Source organism: Pseudomonas nitroreducens (genome assembly GCF_024170165.1).
Classification (GTDB): Bacteria; Pseudomonadota; Gammaproteobacteria; order Pseudomonadales; family Pseudomonadaceae; genus Pseudomonas; species Pseudomonas nitroreducens_C.
The window spans coordinates 208,203-228,909 of sequence record NZ_JALJXP010000002.1; the positions used below are offsets into that span (position 1 = coordinate 208,203).

11 protein-coding genes are annotated in these 20,707 nt (G+C 65.9%); 5 read left to right on the forward strand and 6 right to left on the reverse strand.

Translation table 11 applies throughout. The features are described from left to right. Nucleotides 1-64: 64 nt before the first annotated feature. Entirely contained in the window at nt 65-9,391 is a 9,327-nt protein-coding gene (locus J2T47_RS05290) for a retention module-containing protein (protein WP_253443146.1), read from the reverse strand. 550 nt (nt 9,392-9,941) lie between these two features. Here J2T47_RS05290 and J2T47_RS05295 point away from each other — a divergent pair. From J2T47_RS05295 to J2T47_RS05305, 3 genes are all read left to right on the forward strand, one after another. Further along, nucleotides 9,942-11,231, forward strand: coding sequence for a TolC family outer membrane protein (locus tag J2T47_RS05295; protein WP_437180952.1), 1,290 nt, complete (start codon nt 9,942-9,944; stop codon nt 11,229-11,231). A gap of 178 nt (nt 11,232-11,409) precedes the next feature. After that, a complete protein-coding gene (locus tag J2T47_RS05300; RefSeq protein WP_253443797.1) occupies nt 11,410-13,572 on the forward strand; it encodes a type I secretion system permease/ATPase in 2,163 nt (720 codons plus the stop codon). A 5-nt stretch (nt 13,573-13,577) separates the two neighbouring features. Then, nucleotides 13,578-14,930 carry an HlyD family type I secretion periplasmic adaptor subunit gene (locus J2T47_RS05305; RefSeq protein ID WP_253443150.1) on the forward strand — a complete coding sequence of 451 codons (1,353 nt, stop codon included), beginning with the start codon at nt 13,578-13,580 and terminating at the stop codon, nt 14,928-14,930. Nucleotides 14,931-15,152: 222 nt separating this feature from the next. On the opposite strand, the gene soxR is transcribed toward J2T47_RS05305, so the two are convergent. Then, nucleotides 15,153-15,617 carry a redox-sensitive transcriptional activator SoxR gene (gene soxR / locus J2T47_RS05310; RefSeq protein ID WP_253443152.1) on the reverse strand — a complete coding sequence of 155 codons (465 nt, stop codon included), beginning with the start codon at nt 15,615-15,617 and terminating at the stop codon, nt 15,153-15,155. A 77-nt stretch (nt 15,618-15,694) separates the two neighbouring features. Here soxR and J2T47_RS05315 point away from each other — a divergent pair, with 77 nt between their 5' ends. After that, complete coding sequence (locus J2T47_RS05315; RefSeq protein ID WP_253443154.1) at nt 15,695-16,051, forward strand: antibiotic biosynthesis monooxygenase; 357 nt, start codon at nt 15,695-15,697, stop codon at nt 16,049-16,051. A gap of 97 nt (nt 16,052-16,148) precedes the next feature. Here J2T47_RS05315 and J2T47_RS05320 read toward each other — a convergent pair whose 3' ends face one another. Next, nucleotides 16,149-16,592 (reverse strand): acetyltransferase, encoded by a 444-nt coding sequence (locus J2T47_RS05320; RefSeq protein ID WP_253443156.1) that lies wholly within the window; start codon nt 16,590-16,592, stop codon nt 16,149-16,151. Between the two features lie 178 nt (nt 16,593-16,770). Then, the gene (locus tag J2T47_RS05325) at nt 16,771-18,381 is read right to left on the reverse strand and encodes an ATP-binding cassette domain-containing protein (RefSeq protein WP_253443157.1); all 1,611 of its coding nucleotides are present in this window, start codon (nt 18,379-18,381) and stop codon (nt 16,771-16,773) included. Between the two features lie 269 nt (nt 18,382-18,650). Between J2T47_RS05325 and J2T47_RS05330 the strand changes: the two genes are divergently transcribed. Next, nucleotides 18,651-18,974 (forward strand): hypothetical protein, encoded by a 324-nt coding sequence (locus tag J2T47_RS05330; protein ID WP_253443159.1) that lies wholly within the window; start codon nt 18,651-18,653, stop codon nt 18,972-18,974. A 182-nt stretch (nt 18,975-19,156) separates the two neighbouring features. On the opposite strand, the gene J2T47_RS05335 is transcribed toward J2T47_RS05330, so the two are convergent. After that, complete coding sequence (locus tag J2T47_RS05335) at nt 19,157-19,753, reverse strand: tRNA-uridine aminocarboxypropyltransferase (protein ID WP_253443161.1); 597 nt, start codon at nt 19,751-19,753, stop codon at nt 19,157-19,159. Next, nucleotides 19,750-20,646 (reverse strand): LysR family transcriptional regulator, encoded by an 897-nt coding sequence (locus J2T47_RS05340; RefSeq protein WP_088416629.1) that lies wholly within the window; start codon nt 20,644-20,646, stop codon nt 19,750-19,752. Before J2T47_RS05340 ends, J2T47_RS05335 begins: the two co-directional genes overlap by 4 nt. Nucleotides 20,647-20,707 lie beyond the last annotated feature (61 nt).

The window sequence follows — 20,707 nt, forward strand, 5'->3', positions numbered from 1 at the left end:
CGTTGGGCGGGCGCAAATGAAACCGCCGCCCGAAGGCGGCGGTTTCGAGGGGTTTCACACGGGGTCAGACGGTGTCGGTCTTGATCGCGTGATCGCCCAGCAGGCCGTTGAGCACGGTGTGGGTATCCCCTGCCGAGAGCACGCCATTGCCAGCGTGGCCGGCGTACTTGGCGGCCAGGTCGACGTTGGCCAGGTCGATGGTCTGGGTCGTGGTGCCGCCGCTGGTGGGACTGACGCCGATGCTGGTGGTCCCCGAGTTGACCGAGAAGGTCAGGTAGTGGGACAGCGAGTCGGCGTTGGGCAGTGCGCCCTGCAGCAGGTCGGCCAGGTTCAGGCTGTCGCCTTCGGCGATGCTGAAGTCCTTGATCACGTCGTGACCGGTGTCGCCCGCCTTCCAGATGAACTCGTCCGCGCCGGTGCCGCCGTACATGATGTCGTCGCCCGGCCCGCCGATCAGCTTGTCGTTGCCGCCCTGGCCGAACATCAGGTCATTGCCGGCGCCGCCTTCGAGGATGTCGTTGCCGCCGCGCATGTCACCGGCGACGTTGAGCTGATCCGCGTGCTGGACGATGTAATTGGTCACCTGGGCGACAGTGGGCGCGCTGCCGTTGGTGGCGGTCAGGTAGTCCACCAGTGCCTGGTAGCCCTGGCCGTTGTGCGACCCGGCAGCATGCCCGGCCCAGGCCAGCGCGTCGGTGTTGATGACATCGCCGAAGAGGATGTCATTGCCCGCGCCGCCGACCAGGTGGTCGTTGCCCACGGTCACCGGGGTGCTGGTGCTGAAACCTTCCTGCAGGGCCGCCTGGAGCTGCTCGGCGGTGTTGATGATCTGCGGCTGGCCGACTGTGTTGGACAGGTTCGTGCCGTCGACATTGGTCACCACGGTACCGGTGGTGTTGGTGTTGTCGAAGTAGCGCAGGTAGTCGCTGTTGATGCCATTGCCGATACCGATGGCATTGACCGCCACCGAGTTGTCGCCGACGAGGGTGCCGGCATGGTGCAGCATGTCGTTGCCCGAGGTGATCGCGACATTCATGTCGTTGTAGCTGGTGCTGTTGCCGCTACCGGAGTTGCCGTTGTAGACGGTCGGGTTGCCGTCGGTGAGGAAGAACGCCAGGTTGACGTAGTTGTGCGCTGCATCGGCGTGGTTGGTGGCGACCTGGGTGTTGAACCACGCGGTCGCGGACTTCATCGCGTCGTCGTAGTTGGTCGCGCCGTCTGCGCTGAGCTTGCCGATGGCAGCGATCAGCGCGGCGACATTGGCGGTGGTCAGGCCGTTGTAGGTGGTGACGTGCGAGCTGTCGCTGAACGACACCAGGCTGATGTTGATCACCCCGTCATGGCCCTTGATCGCGTTAATCAGGTTGGTCAGCGCGTTCTTCGCCAGGGCCATGCGGGTCAGCCCTGCTGTACCGGAGGCATCGCCCATGCTGCCGGAGGTGTCGACGATCAGCGAGATGTTGTAGTTCTTGCCCGGCTGGGTATAGACCGACACGCCGCCGGCATCGCCGATGAGCACGTCGTTGCCGCCGCTGCCGTTGATCTGCCCGGCCTTGTCCGCATCCAGCGGGCTGGGGACGGTGTGCAGGACGGAGGAACCATCGACGTCGCCGGCATTGCTGCCCACCACCAGGATCGGCTGGCCGTACTTCAGGCAGATGTTGAGGTTGGCCGAAGCCGTGTCGCCATCGCCGTCAACGATGGTGTACTTGAACACCTCGCTGATCTGCCCGCTCTCCGGGAAGGCCACACCGGCCTTGGAGGCGTAGGTGTAGTCGCCGGCCTGGTGCCCCGCGACATCCTTGAGGTACAGGGTCAGGGTGCCGCTGCTGGTCTGGATGGTCAGCAGGCCGGTGCTGGTGTTGTAGCTGCCGGTGGCGCTGGTGGCGTTGGGGTTGACGTTGGTCATGACGCCCGAGGCGTCCACGGCGAACTTCTCGCCGCCGAACTCGACCTGGGTGATGCGCACCGTGCCATCGGCGCTCACCGGTACATCGTTGGCCAGCAGGTTGCCGCTGACCGAGTCGATGGTCACCAGGTTCTGCAGGGTGGCGGTGAGGTCGCCGGGCTGGGTGACGATGATTGGCGTGCCCTTGCCGTCGATACCCACCAGGTCGGCGTTGGTGATCGAGGTGCCCAGGCCCACGGCATAGGCATCGACGTGGTTGGTGGCGTCGTTGTTGTCGCCATCGGGGTTGGCCAGGAAGGCCTTCCACTGGGTGATCGCAGTGCTGGTGCTGCCCTCGTTGGGCTGGCCGTCGGAGATGAAGTACACCCGGTTGATCGCCGCCGGGTCATGGCCGCTGGCGGTGATATCGGAGGTGACGTTGGCCTTGGCCAGGTTGAGCGCGACCTGGTAGTTGGTGTTGTCCTCGGTCTGCAGGCCGTTGATCTTGTTCACCAGCGAGGTGTACTGGGCGTCGGAGGTGCCGTTGAAGTTGAAGTCGCCCAGGTCCTTGGCGCTGCTGGCGAAGGTCAGCAGCGAGACGTGGATGGCGATGCCCATGGCCGCGTACTGCTGCACCAGGTTGACCAGCGCCGCCTTGGCGTTGGCCAGCTTGTCGCCCTGCATGCTGCCGGAGACATCCACCACCAGGGTCAGGTTGACCGCCGGCGGTGCCTGCTGCACCAGGCAGCGCGGGTTGTCGTCCACCGCCGTCGGACCGTCGTCGAGGAAGGTCAGCTTGCTGCCCAGGTCGATACCGATGGCCTTGGAATCACCGTCTCCATCGGTAACCGTGGCGGTCAGGCCAATCTTGCCATTGGCCAGGCTCAGCGCATCGTTCGGGTCACTGGCATTGGGGTGCTTGAGGGCCAGTTGCTGGTCGAGCTTGACCACACCGGTGCCGCTGTCCAGCGTCACCTTGAACGCCAGCGCCCCGCCGGTGCCGCCGACGCGACCTTCGACCTGGGTATCGCTGACCTTGACCAGCACGATGTTCTGCCCGTCGGTGGTCTGCAGGCCGCTCTGGGTGCCGGTGGTGGCCGTCAGGCTGTAGGCGGTATTGCCGCCGTCGGCGCCAGTGCTGGCGTTGAACGCCGTGCTGAAGTTGGCGCTGGCATCGACGCTCAGGTTGCTTTCGTCGACGGTCAGGGTCGGCACATGGCTGGTGTCCACGCTGATGCTCGGGCCATCGTCGAGGAAGGTCAGCTTGTTGCCCAGATCGATCCTGGCGGACTGAGAATCGCCATCGCCGTCGGTGATGGTGGCGACCAGGTTGATCTTGCCGCCTGCAATGCTCAGCGCATCGTTCGCGTCGGTGGTGATCGGATGCTTGAGCGCCATCTGCTGGTCGAGGGTGATGCTGCCGTTGTTCACCGTCACGGTGAAGGCGATGGCGCCACCGGAGCCGCCGACGCGGCCGACTACGCCGCCGTTTTCATTGAACAGGTAGATCTTGTCGCCGTTGGTGACGCTCAGCCCGCTGTCGCTGCCGTTGCTGACCGCGGCCACCGAGTAGACCAGCGAGCCTGCACCATCGGCGCCGTAGCTGCTGGTGAACAGACTGGCGACATTGGCACTGGCGTCGCTTCCCAGGTTGCTCTCGTCCACCGTCAGGGCGAGGCTGCCCTGGGTGTTGACGGCGATGCTCGGGCCGTCGTCGTGGAAGGTCAGCTGGCTGCCCAGTTCGACACTGGCGCTGTGGGAGTCGCCGTCGCCATCGGTGATGGTGGCGGTCAGGCTGATCTTGCCGCTGGCAATGTTCAGCGCGTCATCCGGGTCGCCGCCGTCCGGGTGCTTGAGTGCCATCTGCTGGTCGAGAGTAACGGTCCCGTTGTTCACCGTGACGGTGAAGGCAATGGCACCACCGGGGCCGCCGACGCGGCCAACCACGCCGCCGGCTTCATTGAACAGGTAGATCTTGTCGCCGTTGGTGACGCGCAGACCGCTGTCACCGCCCTCGGTACCGGCGACCACCTTGTACACCAGCGAGCCCGCGCCATCGGCGCCGTAGTGGCTGGTGAACAGGCTGGTAATGCTGGCACTGGCATTGGCGTTCAGATTGCTCTCGTCCACCACCAGCGCCGGGCCGTTGGCCTGGTTGGCGACGATGCTCGGACCGTCATCGTGGAAGATCAGTTTGCTGCCCAGGTCGACGGTGGCGCTCTGGTGGTCGCCGTCGCCATCGGTGACGGTGGCCGTCAGGCTGATCTTGCCGGTCGCGATGCTCAGCGTTTCATCATCGCTGTGGCCATCGGGATGGATGAACGCCACGCGCTGCTCCAGGGTCAGCGCACCGCCATCAGGGCGCACCACGAAGGCAATGGTATTGCTGCCTTCGACCTTGCCGACCACGCCGTTGCCGTCGTTGAACAGCAGGATGCGCGCGCCATTTTCGCTTGCGCGCAGGCCGCTGTCAGTGCCGTCCAGGGCCACGCTGACCTTGTAGGTCACGCTGCCCGCGCCATCAGCACCGAAGCTGGTGGTGAACAGCTGCGATACCAGCGAGGCCTCGACCCGCGCGGCACTGCCCAGGGTCGTCTCGTCCACCACCAGGCTGATATCGGCATCGGTGCACGGCTGGATGCTGGGGCCATCGTCGAGGAAGATCAGCTTGCCGCCCAGGTCGATCTGCGCCGAGGCATGGTCGCCGTCGCCGTCGGTGATGGTGGCGGTGAGAGTGATCTTGTCGCTGCCGATGCTCAGCGGGTCATTGGAATCGGTGGTGATCGGGTGTACCAGCGCCCGCTGCTGGTCAAGGGTGATGGCGCCGTTGTGCAGGGTCACGCTGAAGGCCACCACGTTGGTGCCCTCCACGCGGCCCTCCACACCATTGTCGGTGGTGAAGAGGAGGATCTTGCCGCCGGTAGCGGTGTCCTTCAGGCCGCTGTCCATGCCATCGGTAGCAGCGCTGAGCTTGTAGGTGATGCCGCCCGCGCCGTCATTGCCGAAGTGACTGTTGAACAACCCGGACACATCGCTGGCCGAGGCACTGGCGCCGACGCCCAACTGAGTCTCGTCCACCGTCAGCTTGATGTCCGCCGTGGTGCACGGCTCGATGCTCGGGCCGTCATCGTAGAACACCATCTTGCTGCCCAGATCGACGTAGGCCGAAGCGTGGTCGCCGTCGCCATCGGTGACGGTAGCGGTGAGTGTGATCTTGCCGGTATCCAGACGCAGCGGCTCATCCGAGTCATCCGGGTTGCCGTGCACCAGCGCCAGGCGTTGGTCGAGCATCAGCGCGCCGTTGTCCTCGCTGACCACGAAGGCGATGGCATTGCTGTGTTCAACGCGGCCGACCACCGTACCGTTCTCGTTGTAGAGGAAGATACGGTCGCCGCTGGCGGTCTCGCGCAGGCCGCTGTCGGTGCCATCCGCGGTGCTCACCTTGTAGGTGATGCTGCCCGGACCATCGGCGCCGAAGTGCGATTCGAACAACAGCGACACCAGGCTGGACTCGACACGCGCATCGCTGCCCAGGTTGGACTCGTCCACCTCCAGGCTGATGTCGTAGATGGTGGACGGAGCGATGCTCGGGCCGTCATCGAGGAAGGTCAGCTTGCTGCCCAGGTCGATGCTCGCCGAGGCATGATCGCCGTCGCCATCGGTGATGGTCGCGGTCAGGCTGACCTGGCCGGCAAGGTGCAGGTCGTCGTTGGCGTTGTTGGCATCCGGATGCACCATCGCCCGCAACTGTTCCAGGGTGACCTTGCCGTCACCGTCGATGCTCACGCGGAAGGCAACCGTGCTGCTGCCCTCCAGGCGACCCTCGACACCGTTGGCGGTGTTGTAGAGGAAGATCCTGCTGCCGGTGGCGATGTCCTTCAGGCCGCTATCGGAGTTGTCGGCGGCGCTCAGCTTGTACTCGATGCTGCCGGCGCCGTCAGCGCCGTAGTGGGCGTTGAACAGATCGGCCACGTTGACGCTGCTGGTGTCGGGCTGGCCGAGCTGGGTTTCGTCCACCGTCAGCTTGATGTCGGTGTCCTTGCACGCCTCGATGCTCGGGCCGTCGTCGAGGAAGGTCAGCTTGCCGCCCAGGTCGAGGCTGGCGCTCTGGTGGTCACCATCGCCGTCAGTGATGGTGGCGGTCAGGGTGATGGTATTCGCATCGAGGCTGACGCCATCGTTGGCATCGCTGGCGTTGGGGTGCACCACCGCGCGCAACTGGTCGAGGGTGACCTTGCCATCGGCGTCCAGGGTGACGCGGAAGGCCACGTCAGAGCCGGTACCAACTCGTCCTTCCACGCCATTGGCAGTGTTGTAGAGGAAGATCTTCTCGCCCGTGGCGGTGTCCTTCAGGCCGCTGTCGGTGCCATCGCTGGTGCCGACCTTGTAGGTGATGGAGCCCGCTCCATCGGCGCCGAAGTGCGTGGTGAACAGGTCGGCCACGCTGGTGCTGCTGGTGTCGCCCACGCCCAGGTGGGTCTCGTCCACTGTCAGCCGGATATCGGCATCCTTGCACGGCTCGATGCTCGGGCCATCATCGAGGAAGCTCAGCTTGCCGCCCAGGTCGATGTGCGCGGTGGCGCTGTCGCCATCCTTGTCGGTGATGGTGGCGCTGAGGTCGATCTTGCCGGCCAGGCTCAGCGAATCGTTGGGGTCATTGGGATCGGAATGGGCCAGCGCGCGCAGCTGTTCCAGGGTGACCTTGCCGTCACCGTCGATGCTCACGCGGAAGGCAACGGTACTGGTGCCTTCCAGGCGACCCTCGACACCGTTGGCGGTGTTGTAGAGGAAGATCCTGCTGCCGGTGGCAGTGTCCTTCAGGCCACTGTCGGTGTTGTCGGCGGCTTCGAGCTTGTAGGTGATCGAGCCCGCGCCATCAGCGCCGTACTGGCCATTGAACAGGTCGGCAACCGAGTCGCTGGTGGCTGGAACGCCCAGCTGGGTCTCGTCCACCGTCAGGTGCAGGCCTTCGGTGCTGCCCACGGAAATGCTCGGGCCGTCGTCGAGGAAGGTCAGCTTGCTGCCCAGGTCGAGGCTGGCGCTCTGGTGGTCGCCATCGGCGTCGGTCACGGTGGCGGTCAGACTGATCTTGCCTTCGCCCAGGTTCAAGGGGTCATTGGCGTCGGCGGCATCCGGGTGCACCAGGGCACGGACCTGGTCGAGGGTGATCTTGCCGTCCTCGCCCAGGGTCACGCGGAACGCGACTTCACCGTTCACGCCGCCCACGCGGCCTTCGACGCCGGTAGCGGTGTTGAACAGGAAGATCTTGTCGCCGGTGGCGGTGTCTTTCAGCCCGCTGTCGGTATTGTCGGTGGCACTGACCTTGTAGACGATCGAACCGGCGCCGTCAGCGCCATACTGCGAGTTGAACAGGTCGCTGGCCGCCACGCTGCTGGTGGCATCCTGACCGAGGTTGGTCTCGTCCACCGTCAGGTGCAGGCCTTCGGTGCTGCCCACGGAAATGCTCGGGCCGTCGTCGAGGAAGGTGAGTTTGCTGCCCAGGTCGAGGCTGGCGCTCTGGTGGTCGCCATCAGCGTCGGTCACGGTGGCGGTCAGGCTGATCTTGCCTTCGCCCAGGCTCAAGGGGTCATTGGCGTCGGCGGCGTCCGGGTGCACCAGGGCACGGACCTGGTCGAGGGTGATCTTGCCGTCCTCGCCCAGGGTCACGCGGAACGCGACTTCACCGTTCACGCCGCCCACGCGGCCTTCGACGCCGGTAGCGGTGTTGAACAGGAAGATCTTGTCGCCGGTGGCGGTGTCTTTCAGCCCACTGTCGGTGTTGTCGGTGGCACTAACCTTGTAGACGATCGAGCCGGCGCCGTCAGCGCCATACTGCGAGTTGAACAGGTCGCTGGCCGCCACGCTGCTGGTGGCGTCCTGGCCGAGATTGGATTCGTCCACCGTCAGGTGCAGGCCTTCGGTGCTGCCCACGGAAATGCTCGGGCCGTCATCGGTGAAGCTGACCCGCCCACCGAGGTCGAGGGAGCTGCTGGAGGTAATGCTGTCGCCGTCACGGTCGGTGACGGTCAGGTTACCCTGCAGTTGTACCAGCCCGGAGTCGAGCGAAATGGTCTGGCTGGCATAGCCGCTCTCGCTGCCCGGCAGCGGATGGTCGATGGCGCTGTACTGGGTCAGCGTGACCACACCGGTATTGCCGTTCACCGACAGGCTGAACACGGTGTTTTCGCCGGTGATGCCGGCGGCGCTGGCGGAGGTGGACGCGACGATGGCGCCGCCCACGCTGTACAGATAAATAGTGGCGCCGCCACTGGTCAGCCCCGAATTGGCGCCGTTGCCGCCGAGCAGATTCAGGCTGTAGCTCAGCTCGGTGCTTCCGGCACCGTCGCCGCCGTAGTTGGCAGTCACCTTGAATGCCGAGCTGTAGTCGGCGGTGGAGGTGTCGAAGGCAGCCCCGGCGGTATTCGCATCATGGGTCTGCAGCAGTACATCGACGCCCAGGTTGCCGGACAGGCTGGCCTGCGGCGCGTCATCGACGATGCCCACGTTCACCGTACCGTTGGCCGAAGTGCCGTTGCCGTCGGTGATGACGTAGGGAATGTCGAAGTTCAGCGTGTCTTCGGAGCCCTTCACCGGGTGGTCCACCGGCTGCAGCAGGGTGACCTCGAAGGCGCCGGTGCTGATATTGGTCAGGGTCACGGTGAAGACCGGCGTGCCATTGGCACTGCCGGTGAGCACGTGGCCGTCAGGGCTGACGCTGTAGGTGATGGCCACACCACCGGAAGTCAGATTGGGCAGCCCGGAGGTGCCCCAGGTGAAGCTGCCGACACCGTCGCTGCCGAAGTTGTAGCCCAGGTTGCCGGAGAAGGTCGCGCCCTCCCCTGCACCATCGGGAATACCGCCGGGCAAGCCGGCTTCGAATACGTTGGCCAGGCCCGGGCCGTTGGGGCCGGCGCTCGGCTGGCCGTCTGGTGGCAGGACTTCCGGCGGAGGCGTCACCGCCTCGACACGCGGCTGCGGTACGCCGTCGAATTCGCGCAGGGGCAGCGGGCCCGAACCGATCGGGCCGGTGGGGAAGCCGATATTCGGATCGATGTGGCCGCCCACTTCGGTGAGCAGCACGAAGGAGTGTCCGCCTCCGGGCTTGTTATTGGCGGCGCCGGCAGCGGTTGGACCTGCCGCGGTGGCTTCGGCTTGCTGGGTCGGGTCGGCGCCTGCGGCGATGGCGGCCTGCAGGGCCTTGACGTCAGTGACGTCCTGCTTGGTCGGCGTGGCAGGCTGCTGCTGGGCAACCGACTGGTCGCCCTGCTCCGACTGGTGCGCAGCGGCAAGCATCTGCGAGGTCAACGGCAGGGAGCTGTCGCGCCCCAGGGTGATCTCGCCGCCTCCGGCAACCTTGAGCGCGACCGCGCCATTGGCGCCGGTGACCAGCTGCTCACCGACAAAAACCTTGTCTCCCTGTTCCAAAGGACGACGCGATCCATCGGCGGCTACCGCAAACACTTCGCCGATTACCTTGCTGACGACACCCATCAAAGTAGCCATGAGTCCTTCCTCCGCTGCACATCCCGCGGCCGGTTCCACCGACCCGCGATTGACCGAAACAGGCCATGGCACGCTTGTATCCGGATGCTGCGTAGGAAGTTGCGAAGGGTGCGAAAAGGACTGCTAGCGCTTTTGCATCAAAAAGCCAGCGACAATTTTCTGTCATGCTGGCTACGCGTTTTCTTGTCCTTCTGCGGTGGTCCCCGCCCTAACTGCTACAAACCGTACCTGGCTTCGTCTGCAAGCACCTGCTCCGGCCCATACCCAGGGAATACGAGGGCTTGCACGTTCAAACAATGTGCTGCTTTTCACACGACTCATAAGACTTTTTCCGAATAACCCTTGTGAAAAATTCTTCTGAGGTTTTCGAAAAGTTGTTCTTAGCTCTGATGTTACAGGCGTGAAACGCTTGATAAGAGAAAAAAGCCAATAAATTGGCGATTCGAGAGCATCGAAGTAGCAGAACACCAGGAGCAAAGCCATGCGCAGTCGTAACGCGGCACTATGGAGCGGTGTATTTTTGGCGGTGTCAGGGGCCCATGGGCAGGCCATGACCCTGACCGAAGCTATACAAAGCACGCTGCAGTACCACCCGGAAATCAGTCAGAGCGTGAACAGCCGCCTGACTGCGGATGAAGAACTCAAGTTTGCCAGGGGAGGTTATCTGCCAACCGTCGACCTCGTGGCCGGGTACGGCCGGGAGAACACCGACAGCCCGACCACTCGCGCGGCGGGCAACCACAACGATGAAACCCTGACCCGCGGTGATGCGGAAATCCGTCTGCGGCAGATGCTGTTCGACGGCTTCGGCACCCCCAACGAGGTCAAGCGCAACGAATCCAACGTCAACTCCAAGGCCTTCCGCATTCTCGGCACCTCCGAGACCGCCGCCCTGCGCACCGTCGAGGTCTACCTCGAAGTGCTCAAGCGCCGCGAGATGGTGGCCCTGGCCAAGAACAACCTGCAGGCCCACGAACGCATCGGCGACCAGATCCGCCTGCGCAGCGAGCGCGGCGTAGGCAGCACCGCGGACAATGACCAGGCCATCGCCCGTCTCGCCCTGGCGCAGAACAACCTCTATACAGAGGAAGTGAACCTGGCCGACGCCGAGGCGAATTTCTACAGCGCCACCGGCAAGATGCCCGACCAGCTGGAGATGCCCAGCACGATCAAGGCCGAAGTGCCGCCGGATCTGCTGAGCGCACGCCAGGGCATGCTCAGCGACAACCCGCTGCTGAAGTCGGCACAAGCCGACGTCAACGCCGCCGAATCGCAGTACGAAGCGGCCAAGGCGCCCTTCTACCCGCGCTTCGACGCCGAGCTGGCCAAGGCCGCCAACAACAACGTCGACGGCGACGAAGGTCACTACAACAGCTGGGAAGCCCAGGTGGTGATGCGCTACAACCTGTTCAACGGGATGCGCGACAAGGCCCACCTCAACGCCACCTCGCACCAGATCGGCGAAGCCCAGGACGTGCGTAACAACGCGCTGCGGCTGCTCAACGAAAACCTCTCGCTGGCCTGGGACGCGATGGAGAACTCGCGCAAACAGACCCAGCCGGCCCGCGAGTACGCCGACTACACCCGCAAGGTCCGCGAGGCGTACCAGCAACAGTTCACCCTCGGCCAGCGCACCCTGCTCGACCTGCTGGACAGCGAGAACGAACTGTTCACCGCCAACCGCCGCTACACCGAAGTCCGCTACACCGAGGAATACTCGATGTACCGCGTGCTCGGCAGCATGGGTGGCCTGCTCAGATCGCAGCATGTGGTCGCTCCGCACGAGTCCGTGGCCCTGTCGGACGTGAAGAACGAGGCACGCCTGCCTGACCTGAAATAAGAAAGTCGCTCGCGCCCGTCACCCAGCCCCGCACCGCCTGGCGTCGGGGCGACGGCCGTGAAGCGATACGACAGGGCACGAAAGAACCCGCGACCGGCAAGCCCCGGCGAGCGCCTGCAAGTGCTTGCTGATGGCCGTCGGCGCGGGTCGGCGCGGCCCGGGAGGAAGTAGCGTGACCATGATCATCCAGGAGCGCGGCACACCTGCGCCGGGCGATCCGCGCCTGAGCCATGACGATCCCCTGCTCGACGGACTGCTGATTCTCTGCCGCCTGCACGGCTGCGCGGTGAGCCGCAACAGCCTGTCCGCCGGCCTGCCGCTGCGCGACCAGCGGCTCTCCGCCGCGCTGCTGCCGCGCGCTGCGGCCCGTGCCGGCCTGCAGGGCCGGTTGCTGCGCCGCGAGCTGCGCAGTATCTCCAACCTGAACCTGCCAGTCCTGCTGCTGTTCAACGACGGACGCAGCGCCGTGCTGCGCCAGTGGCGCGAAGACGGCCAGGCGCTGATCCTGCCCTGCGAGACCGAAGGCGGCGAACAGGCCGTCGGCGCCGACGAGCTGGCCGCCCAGTACAGTGGCCAGGCCCTCTTCGCCCGCCCGCGTCACGAACTGGAAGCGGCGCGCAAGCCGCTGGTGCCGCGCGTCGAAGCCTGGTTCCGCGACACCCTGCGGCTGTCGCGCTGGCTCTATACGGACGCCCTGGTCGCCAGTCTGCTGATCAACCTGCTGGGCATGCTGGTGCCGTTGTTCGTCATGCAGACCTATGACCGCGTGGTGCCCAACCAGGCGCTGTCGACCCTCTGGGTGCTCGCCGCCGGCCTGCTGATCGGCACGCTGTTCGAACTGCTGCTGCGGGTGCTGCGCTCCAACCTGCTGGACATGGCCGGCAAGAAGACCGACGTGGTCCTCTCCGCCACCCTGTTCGAACGCATCACCGGCATGTCGCTCAAGGCCAAGCCCGAGACCGTCGGCGGCTTTGCGCAGAGCATCCATGACTTCCAGGGCCTGCGCGAATTCCTCACTGCGCTGACCCTGACCAGCCTGATCGACCTGCCCTTCTCGCTGCTGATGATCCTGGTCATCGGCCTGCTCGGCGGCTGGCTGGTGGCCGTGCCGCTGCTGGCCTTCCCCATCACCATCGTGTTCGCCCTGATCATCCAGAGCCGCCTGCGCGATACCGTGCAGAAGAGCCTGACCCTGGGCGCAGAACGCCAGGCCCTGCTGATCGAAACCCTCGGCGGCCTGGAAACCCTCAAGGCCTGCGGCGCCGAAAGCGAACGCCAGTACCGCTGGGAGTCCACCCACGGCGCCCTGGCCCGGCTGGACAACCACGCGCGCTTCCTCTCCGCGCTGGCCACCAACGGCACCCTGTTCCTCCAGCAGTTCGCCGGCTTGGCGATGATCTGCGCCGGGGTCTACAGCATCCTCGACGGCAACCTCAGCGTCGGCGCACTGGTCGCCAGCTACATGCTCAATAGCCGCGTGCTCGCCCCGCTGGGGCAGATCGCCGGGCTGATCACCCGCTACCAGCAGGCGCGCCTGACCATGAAGAGCACCGACGCGCTGATGGAGTTGCCGCAGGAGCGCCAGGCCCGCCAGCGCCCACTGGAGCGCACCCAGCTGCACGGCGCGCTGGAAGTCCGCCAGCTGAGCTTCAGCTACCCGGAGCAGACCATCCCGGCACTGAACCACGTCAGCCTGCGCATGGCCCCCGGCGAGAAGATCGGCATCATCGGCAAGAGCGGCTCGGGCAAGAGCACCTTCGGTCGCCTGCTGATGGGCTTCTACCATCCGGACGAAGGACAGATCCTGCTCGACGGCCTGGACCTGCGCCAGCTCGATGTCGCCGACCTGCGCCAGCAGATCGGCTACGTGGCCCATGACCTGCCGCTGCTGGCCGGCAGCCTGCGCGACAACCTGACCCTCGGCGCGCGCTACGTCAGCGATGCGCGGATGCTCGAAGTGGCCGAGCTGACCGGCGTCAGCGAACTGGCCCGGCAACACCCGGCCGGCTTCGACCGCCCGGTGGGCGAACGCGGCCAGTTGCTCTCCGGTGGCCAGCGCCAGGCCGTGCTGATGGCCCGCGCGATGCTGCTCGACCCGCCGATCCTGCTGCTGGACGAACCCACCAGCGCCATGGACAACAGCAGCGAGGAGATCCTGCGCAAGCGCCTGCACGAGGCCTGCCGCGACAAGACCCTGCTGCTGGTCACCCACCGCACCTCGATGCTCAGCCTGGTCGACCGCCTGCTGGTGCTCGACAGCGGCCGCATCGTCGCCGACGGCCCGAAAGACGCGGTCATCGAAGCATTGCGCAAGGGCCACGTCGGCCCGGCAGCGGGGTAATGGCCATGCACTTTTCGCAATCGATCCGCGGCTACCTGGGCGGCAACGGCGCCCGCGATACCGAATTCATGCCCGAGGTGCAGGGCACCCTGCTGGAGGACTCGCCCAATGCCACCCGCATCACCCTCTGGGCGGCATTGGGCTTGCTGGTGGTGGCCATCACCTGGGCCTACTTCGCCGATATAGAAGAAGTGACCAAGGGCGAAGGCAAGGCCATCCCCTCCTCCAAGGTGCAGACCATCCAGAACCTGGAGGGCGGCATCGTCTCGGAGATCTTCGTCCGCGAGGGCCAGGTGGTGGACAAGGGCCAGCCACTGCTGCGCCTGGACGCCACCCGTTTCACCTCGAACAAGGGCGAGACCGAGGCCGACCGCAACTCCCTCGAAGCCCGCGTCGAACGCCTGAGCGCAGAAGCCGAAGGGCGTGATCCGGTGTTCACCGACGACCTGAAGAAAGCCGCGCCGCAGGTGGTGGAAGACCAACTGGCGCTCTACCAGACCCGCATGCAGCGGCAGAACAGCGAGCTGAACATCCTCCAGGAACAGCTGCGGCAGAAGGGCCAGGAGCTGCAGGAATTCCGCGCCAAGGTCCAGCAGTACCGCTCCAGCCTCGGGCTGGTACAGCAGGAGATCAACATGTCCGAGCCGCTGGTGAAGGCCGGCGCGGTGTCCCCGGTGGAACTGCTGCGCCTGCGCCGCAGTGCGGTGGAAATCAGCGGCGACCTCAACGCCACCAACCTCGCCATCCCCCGCGCCGAGGCCGCGGTGAACGAAATCCAGCGCAAGGTCGAGGAATCCAAACTGGGCTTTCGCAGTGACGCGCTGAAGGAACTCAACGACGTCCGTACCGACCTCAACAAGCTCACCGCCACCAGCCGCGCCATCGACGACAAGGTCAACCGCACCCTGGTGGTCGCGCCCCTGCGCGGCATCGTCAAGCAGCTCAAGGTCAACACCATCGGTGGCGTGGTACAGCCGGGCAACGACATGGTGGAAATCGTCCCGCTGGAAGACAACCTGCTGGTGGAAGCGCGGGTGCGCCCGCAGGACATCGCCTTCCTCCACCCCGGCCAGAGCGCCACGGTGAAGTTCACCGCCTACGACTACACCATCTACGGTGGGCTCAAGGCCAAGCTGGAAATGATCAGCGCCGACACCATCACCGATGACAAGGGCAACAGCTTCTACATGATCCAGGTGCGCACCGACAAGAATCACCTGGGCACCGACGCCAAGCCCCTGCTGATCATCCCCGGCATGGTGGCGACGGTGGACATCATCACCGGCGAGAAGAGCGTGCTGGACTACATCCTCAAGCCAGTGCTGAAGGCGCGGTGGGAGGCTTTGCGGGAGCGGTGAGCTTTTCGCCCAGCTCCCGCGCTCGGGCTCGGGCTCTTTCCCTCTCTCCAACCCTCTCCCTGAGGAAGTTATCCGAGCGTGTTTCGATACCGGCGTTTCTTCCACATAGCGGTGCCCGGCGAGCTCGATTAATACCCTTCACTGCGGACGGTCCCCTCTCCCTTCGGAGCGGGGCGCGCAGCCAGGGTCAGGGAGAGGGCGCTCCCGCAGACTCCACGCGCCTCACCCCTGCTCCCCCCGCCAATGCGCCCCCGGCCCCTCCTCCGCCAACCGGTCCCCCGGATTGCGCAGCGGACAAGCCTCCATCGACAGGCAACCACAGCCGATGCAGCCATCGAGCTGATCGCGCAGCAGCAGCAACTTCTCGATCCGCTCGTTCAGGTCATCCCGCCAGCGCGCCGATAACCGCGCCCAGTCCGCCGCCGTCGGGTTGTGCCCGGTCGGCAGTGACGCCAGCGCCGCGGCGATCTCCCCCAGGGGAATGCCCACTCGTTGCGCGACCTTGATCACCGCCACCCGCCGCAGCGTGTCGCGGGAATAACGGCGCTGGTTGCCGGCATTGCGCGAACTGCTGATCAGGCCCTTGGCCTCGTAGAAATGCAGCGCCGAGACGGCCACGCCAGCGCGCTTGGCCAGCTCGCCGACGCTCAGGTCACGGTGCATGGAACAGGAGGATGATTTCTTCATGACGGGCTATTGACCTCAACTTAAGTTGAGGTTTTACCCTCGCCAGGCATTCGGATCAAGCCAGGGAGTTCAGCAACATGACCCAACCCGCCCCGACCACCGCCCAGGCCTGCGTGGACAATCCGCATTTCATCCTGCAGATCGAGATCGACGTGACCAGCGAGCAACGCCCGCACATCGCCGCGCGGCTGTGCGATTACCTGTCGCACCTGCAGGAGCTGTTCTACCTGCGCCCCGGCTACCTCGCCAGCGAGCTGCACGCCGAAGGCGAACCCCAGCACCTGGTCGGCCGCCTGCACTGGCGGCGCAAGGAAGACTGGGAAGCCGCCTGGGACTGCCGCCAGACCGCCAGCGACCTGTTCGCCGACAGCCTGCTCAGGCTCGGCGCGCGGAGCATCCGCTTCGGCAGCGGCGAGACAGAACACAGCGCGTAAACCTGTTGTAGGAGCGAGCTTGCTCGCGAACCGCTTGACTCCGCTGCGGCGGGACATTTGTTCGCGAGCAAGCTCGCTCCTACAGGTGAACCGTGCCTTATTCAGGGGCCGGCAGGCTCATATGCAGCAACGGGAACGGCCGCCCCTCGCCATCGAGGGGTGAACGCCCGGTCTGCACAAAGCCATAGTGCAGATAGAACCCCACCGCCTGAGGATTCTGTTCATTGACGTCGACACTCAGCGTCCCGCGCAATTCGCGGGTGAAATCCAGCAGCGCGCGGCCAAGGCCACGCCCCCGGCAGTCCGGATCGATGAAGAGCATCTCCACATGGGAGCCGTTGAGCCCGATGAAGCCCAGCGGGTGGTCAGCGTCGTCCACCGCCACCCAGACCTCGACGGCGGGCAGGTAGAGGTCGCGGACCTGGGGCAGCAGCGCGTCGATGTCCGACGCCTGGAGGAAGTGGTGGGTCGCGCGCACGGCGCCCAGCCAGATATCGAGCAGCCGCGGGTTGTCCGCAGCGATGCGTTGGCGAATGAGCATGAATGCATCCTGATTCGGCAGATTACAAAGGGATAGCACGCCACGCGAGGTGACGGCCGTTGGAGCGTCGGCAGCATGAATGCCCGCTTCGCGATTCAACGCCTGGGCGGAGCACGGCAGAGGCAGCCGGAAAGAGAGGGAGGTCGATGCTACCCAGCTCTACCCGGCCGGTAAAGCCTTAGCCGACCGACCAGCGCCAGCCGTCTTCAGCGCACTCCAGCCGCGCCTCCAGCTCCAGCCGGGCCAGCAATGCCTCGTCGTGGGACACCACCAGCAGCGCGCCGCGGTATTGCCGCAGCAGGTTCTCCAGCGCTTCACGGGAGGGCAGGTCGAGGTGGTTGTCCGGCTCGTCCAGGAGCAGCAGTTGCGCCGGATGCTCGGCGTAGAGCTCGCAGGCCAGCGCCGCCTTCAGCCGCTCACCGCCGCTGAGCAGGCCACTGGGCAGCTCGACCCGTGTCGCCGGCAATCCCAGCTGCGCCAGCCGGGTGCGCAACACCGAAGAGTCCGCCGCGCGATTGCGCCCCTGCAGCAGCTCCAGCACCGAGCACTCGGGCGAGAGCGCGGCCAGATGCTGATCCAGATAGGCACTGCGCACCTTCACTTCGCAGGAGCCCGCCGCAGGACCGAGCACGCCCGCGATCACCTTGAGCAGGGTCGACTTGCCGCTGCCGTTGCGCCCGCTGACCGCTACGCGGCGCGGGCCGCTCAACTGCAAGTCCAGCGGTGCGGGATTGCCGAACGGCAGGCTCAGCGCCTCCAGCAGCAACACGCCACGGGACTCGGGCAACTCGCAGTCGGGCGCGTTGAGGACCATCCTGGCGTCCTCGCGCAACTGCCCGAATGCCTCCTGCACCTCGCGCGACAACCGCTCCCGACGCTCCTCATGCTGCATGGCCAGCCGCGAGATGCTGGTCTGGCTGCGTTCCTTCTGCCGGTCGACGAGGATCTTCGCCTGGTTGGCCTCCTTGGCGTCCTTGCGCCCCTTCGCCTGCCGGTGCTCCTGCCGCTCGCGCTGCTCCTGCATGGCGTGCTGCTGGCGGTCACGCTCCAGCTTGCGCCGCTGCAACTCGCGTTGGGCGTTGTCCTGCTCCTGCTGGCGCACCTCACGGAAGAAGGCATAGCCGCCGGAATAGCTGCGCAGGCCGGCCGCGGACAGCTCGACGATGCGCTGCATGTCGTCCAGCAGCAGGCGGTCATGGCTGATGAGGATCAGGCCGCCGCGCCAACGCTGCAGCTGCTCACACAGGGCCTGGCGGCCGGCGCGGTCGAGGTGATTGCTCGGTTCGTCGAGGATCAGCCAGTCCACCTCGCTGAGCCAGGCACCGAGCAACGCCACCCGCGTGCATTCCCCACCACTCAGGCGAGCGGCGGGCGTATCCGGCCGTAGATGGGCGAGACCGGCGGCGGCCAGTTCGGCCTCCAGCCGTGGGCGAATATCCCAGTGGCCGTCGAGGCACTCGAAATCAGCGGGATCGACGCCGCCGGCCTCGACCCGCGCCAGCGCATCCAGCAACGGCTGCGCGCCGGCCAGTTCCGCGACGCTGCGGAACGCCTGCGGTTCGATGCGCTGCGGCAGGTAATGCACCGATCCGGACGCCAGGCAGCGACCGGCACTGGCAGGCAGCTTGCCGGCCATGATCCGCGCCAGCACGGACTTGCCCACGCCATTGCGTCCGACCAGCGCGGTGCGGCGATCGTCGAAGGTTTCATTGAGGTCGCTCAGCAGCGGCTCGCCGCTGGGCAATTGGAAAGCAACGCCTTGCAGCGCCAGGGTGAACGGGCTCGTCATGCGCAGGTCCAGATTGATGCCGGAATTCCCCCGGGAACAGGCCAGGGAAGGAAACGGGCCGTGAAACCACGGCGGCATCAATTGCGCATCGGACGAACACCTCGCGAAGGGGAATGAGGGGCGCAGTATAACGGCAGTGAAGAAGGTGGACACGCCCGCCGGGCAGAAATCAGCGCACAGCCGCCCCTTCCAGACTCTCCCGCGAGCGGCGACACTGCCCTGCCCGCCAGCGAGCAGCAGCCCAGAACGCAACACAAGGAAGTCCGCCCATGCCCCGCTCCCTCTCCGTCGCCGAACTGTTCCGCGAAGAGCCCATCCAGTGGGGCCTGCGCGGCGACCCGTACCTGTGGCGGGAAATGGCCGAGCACCTCGCCGACGCCCCCTGGCCCGCCAGTGAGGCAGCGCTGACGCAACGGCTCACGGAGCTGTTCGAGCAGCTTGCCGGAATCGACCTGCAGCATCCCACCCACGTACACCTGCCGCGTCATGCCCACGGCGGCATGTCCAGCGGGATGATCAGCAGCGCGTTCTGGCGCGAGCGAGCCATCCCCCTGCTGGTGGAGCGCTACCGCACCTCGTCCCCGCAAGCGTAGATATCCACAGGACAATCACGACGTAGGATGGCGTGGAGCGCAGCGATACCCATCGATTCCGCGCGCGGACCGCAGGGCAAACACCGGCCCGGCCAGCGGATCGCGTGCATGGCACGCTCCTGCACGACACCCGACTGTAGGAGCGTGCCACGCACGCGATGGCGGACAAGGTCCGCCATCGACTACGAGCTACGCAGCCCATGGTTGCGCTGGAAGGTCTCTTCGCCCATGGCGGCGATCTGCCCTTCGATCAGCGCATCGAACGGGCGCAGCAGGTCGGCATGCGATTGCGGCGCATCCAGCGCATCGAGTGCGTACGCCACCGCCTCGATGGTCGACAGCGCGCCTTCGGCCGGCGCCTTGCGCAGGCGGTAACGCGAAGTCAGCCCGTCCGGAAGAACCACCCGCGGCAGCGCCGCGAGGTTCAGGTTGAGGTGCAGCAGCTTGCGCGCCTTGCGCCACGTGCCGTCGGGCACCACCAGCAGGCGCGGCTTAGCCACAGGCTGCGCGGCCAGCTCGGCCACCGCCACGGCAGAGTCGCCGGGGAACAGCAGCCAGGCATCCCAGGCGGACAGGTCCAGATCGCTGAAATCCTCGCCCACCCGCAACTCGGCATTGGCCAGGCCAAGGGCAGCCAGGCGCGCGGTGTTCAGCGCATGCCCGACTTCGCTCGGGTGCTGCAGCAGAAGTACGCGGGTGCGGTTGTTCAGGTGCGGGATCAGCGCGCACAGGCAGTGGTTCAGCGGGCGCTCGCAGCGCGGACAGCGGGCGCGGCTCATGGCTGGCTCGGCTGGGTGCGCAGCAGGTCGCGGAAGTTCTGGATCAGCGGCTCTCGGGAGCGGCCGCGGCGCAGGATCAGCGAGAACGGCGCCTGGTAGCCGAAGGTCGCCGGCAGCAGCGCGCGCAGGCGGCCCTGCTCCACCCAGGGGTGCGCGTAGTGCTCGGGCAGGTAGCCGATGTAGCCGCCGGAGAGGATCAGGATCAGCTGCGCCTCCATACTCTCCACGGTGCCGGCGCTGTGCTTGAAGCCGTGGCGCGCCAGTTCCGCCTGGCTCCAGTAGCCACGGCCGACCATGCGCTGCTGGGTGATCAGCTCGGCGGGGATGCGCCGGCCGTCGAACAACGGGTGGCGGTCGCTGCAGTACAGCCAGTGCTGCTCTCTATAAAGAGGCTGGTAGACCAGGCCGTTCATCCGGCTGAAGAAGGAGCCGATGGCCAGGTCCAGGCGATTGTCCAGCACCGCCAGCTGCAGCTCGTAGGGGCTTTGTACCTGCAGGTGCAGGTGTACCGCCGGGTGCAGGCTGCTGAAGGAGCCGATCACGTCGGCCAGCGGCAGCGCCGGGTCGCTTACGGTGGAGTCCAGTACGCCAAGGTTCAGGGTGCCGCGCAGCTCGCCCTTGAGGGTCGCGGCGTAGCGCTCGAAGCCTTCCAGTTCACCGAGGATGCGCAGGGTTTCCTGGTGGAACAGCTCGCCCTTGCTGGTCAGGCCGAAGCCGCCGCGGCCGCGGTGGCAGAGCACGATGCCCAGCTGGTTCTCCAGCTGGCTCATGTAGGTACTGATCGCCGAGGTCGACAGGTTGAGTTCCTGTTGGGCGGCGGCGAAGCCCTGGCTGCGCACCACACAGGCGAAAATCCGCAGCAGTTTGACGTCGGGCAGTGCGCTCGCGCTCATGATGACTCCGCAAAACCGCGGCCGGGCCGCTCTAGTTCAGTACTTTCTGTACCTGAAAAAC

Bases quoted from the DNA above. Each gene is read 5' to 3' on its own strand.
- J2T47_RS05315 (WP_253443154.1), top strand. From the start codon at position 15,695: ATGACCCAACCCGCCCCGACCACCGCCCAGGCCTGCGTGGACAATCCG.
- J2T47_RS05320 (WP_253443156.1), bottom strand. From the start codon at position 16,592: ATGCTCATTCGCCAACGCATCGCTGCGGACAACCCGCGGCTGCTCGAT.
- soxR (WP_253443152.1), bottom strand. From the start codon at position 15,617: ATGAAGAAATCATCCTCCTGTTCCATGCACCGTGACCTGAGCGTCGGC.
- J2T47_RS05330 (WP_253443159.1), top strand. From the start codon at position 18,651: ATGCCCCGCTCCCTCTCCGTCGCCGAACTGTTCCGCGAAGAGCCCATC.
- J2T47_RS05295 (WP_437180952.1), top strand. From the start codon at position 9,942: ATGACCCTGACCGAAGCTATACAAAGCACGCTGCAGTACCACCCGGAA.
- J2T47_RS05305 (WP_253443150.1), top strand. From the start codon at position 13,578: ATGCACTTTTCGCAATCGATCCGCGGCTACCTGGGCGGCAACGGCGCC.
- J2T47_RS05290 (WP_253443146.1), bottom strand. From the start codon at position 9,391: ATGGCTACTTTGATGGGTGTCGTCAGCAAGGTAATCGGCGAAGTGTTT.
- J2T47_RS05325 (WP_253443157.1), bottom strand. From the start codon at position 18,381: ATGACGAGCCCGTTCACCCTGGCGCTGCAAGGCGTTGCTTTCCAATTG.
- J2T47_RS05300 (WP_253443797.1), top strand. From the start codon at position 11,410: ATGATCATCCAGGAGCGCGGCACACCTGCGCCGGGCGATCCGCGCCTG.
- J2T47_RS05335 (WP_253443161.1), bottom strand. From the start codon at position 19,753: ATGAGCCGCGCCCGCTGTCCGCGCTGCGAGCGCCCGCTGAACCACTGC.
- J2T47_RS05340 (WP_088416629.1), bottom strand. From the start codon at position 20,646: ATGAGCGCGAGCGCACTGCCCGACGTCAAACTGCTGCGGATTTTCGCC.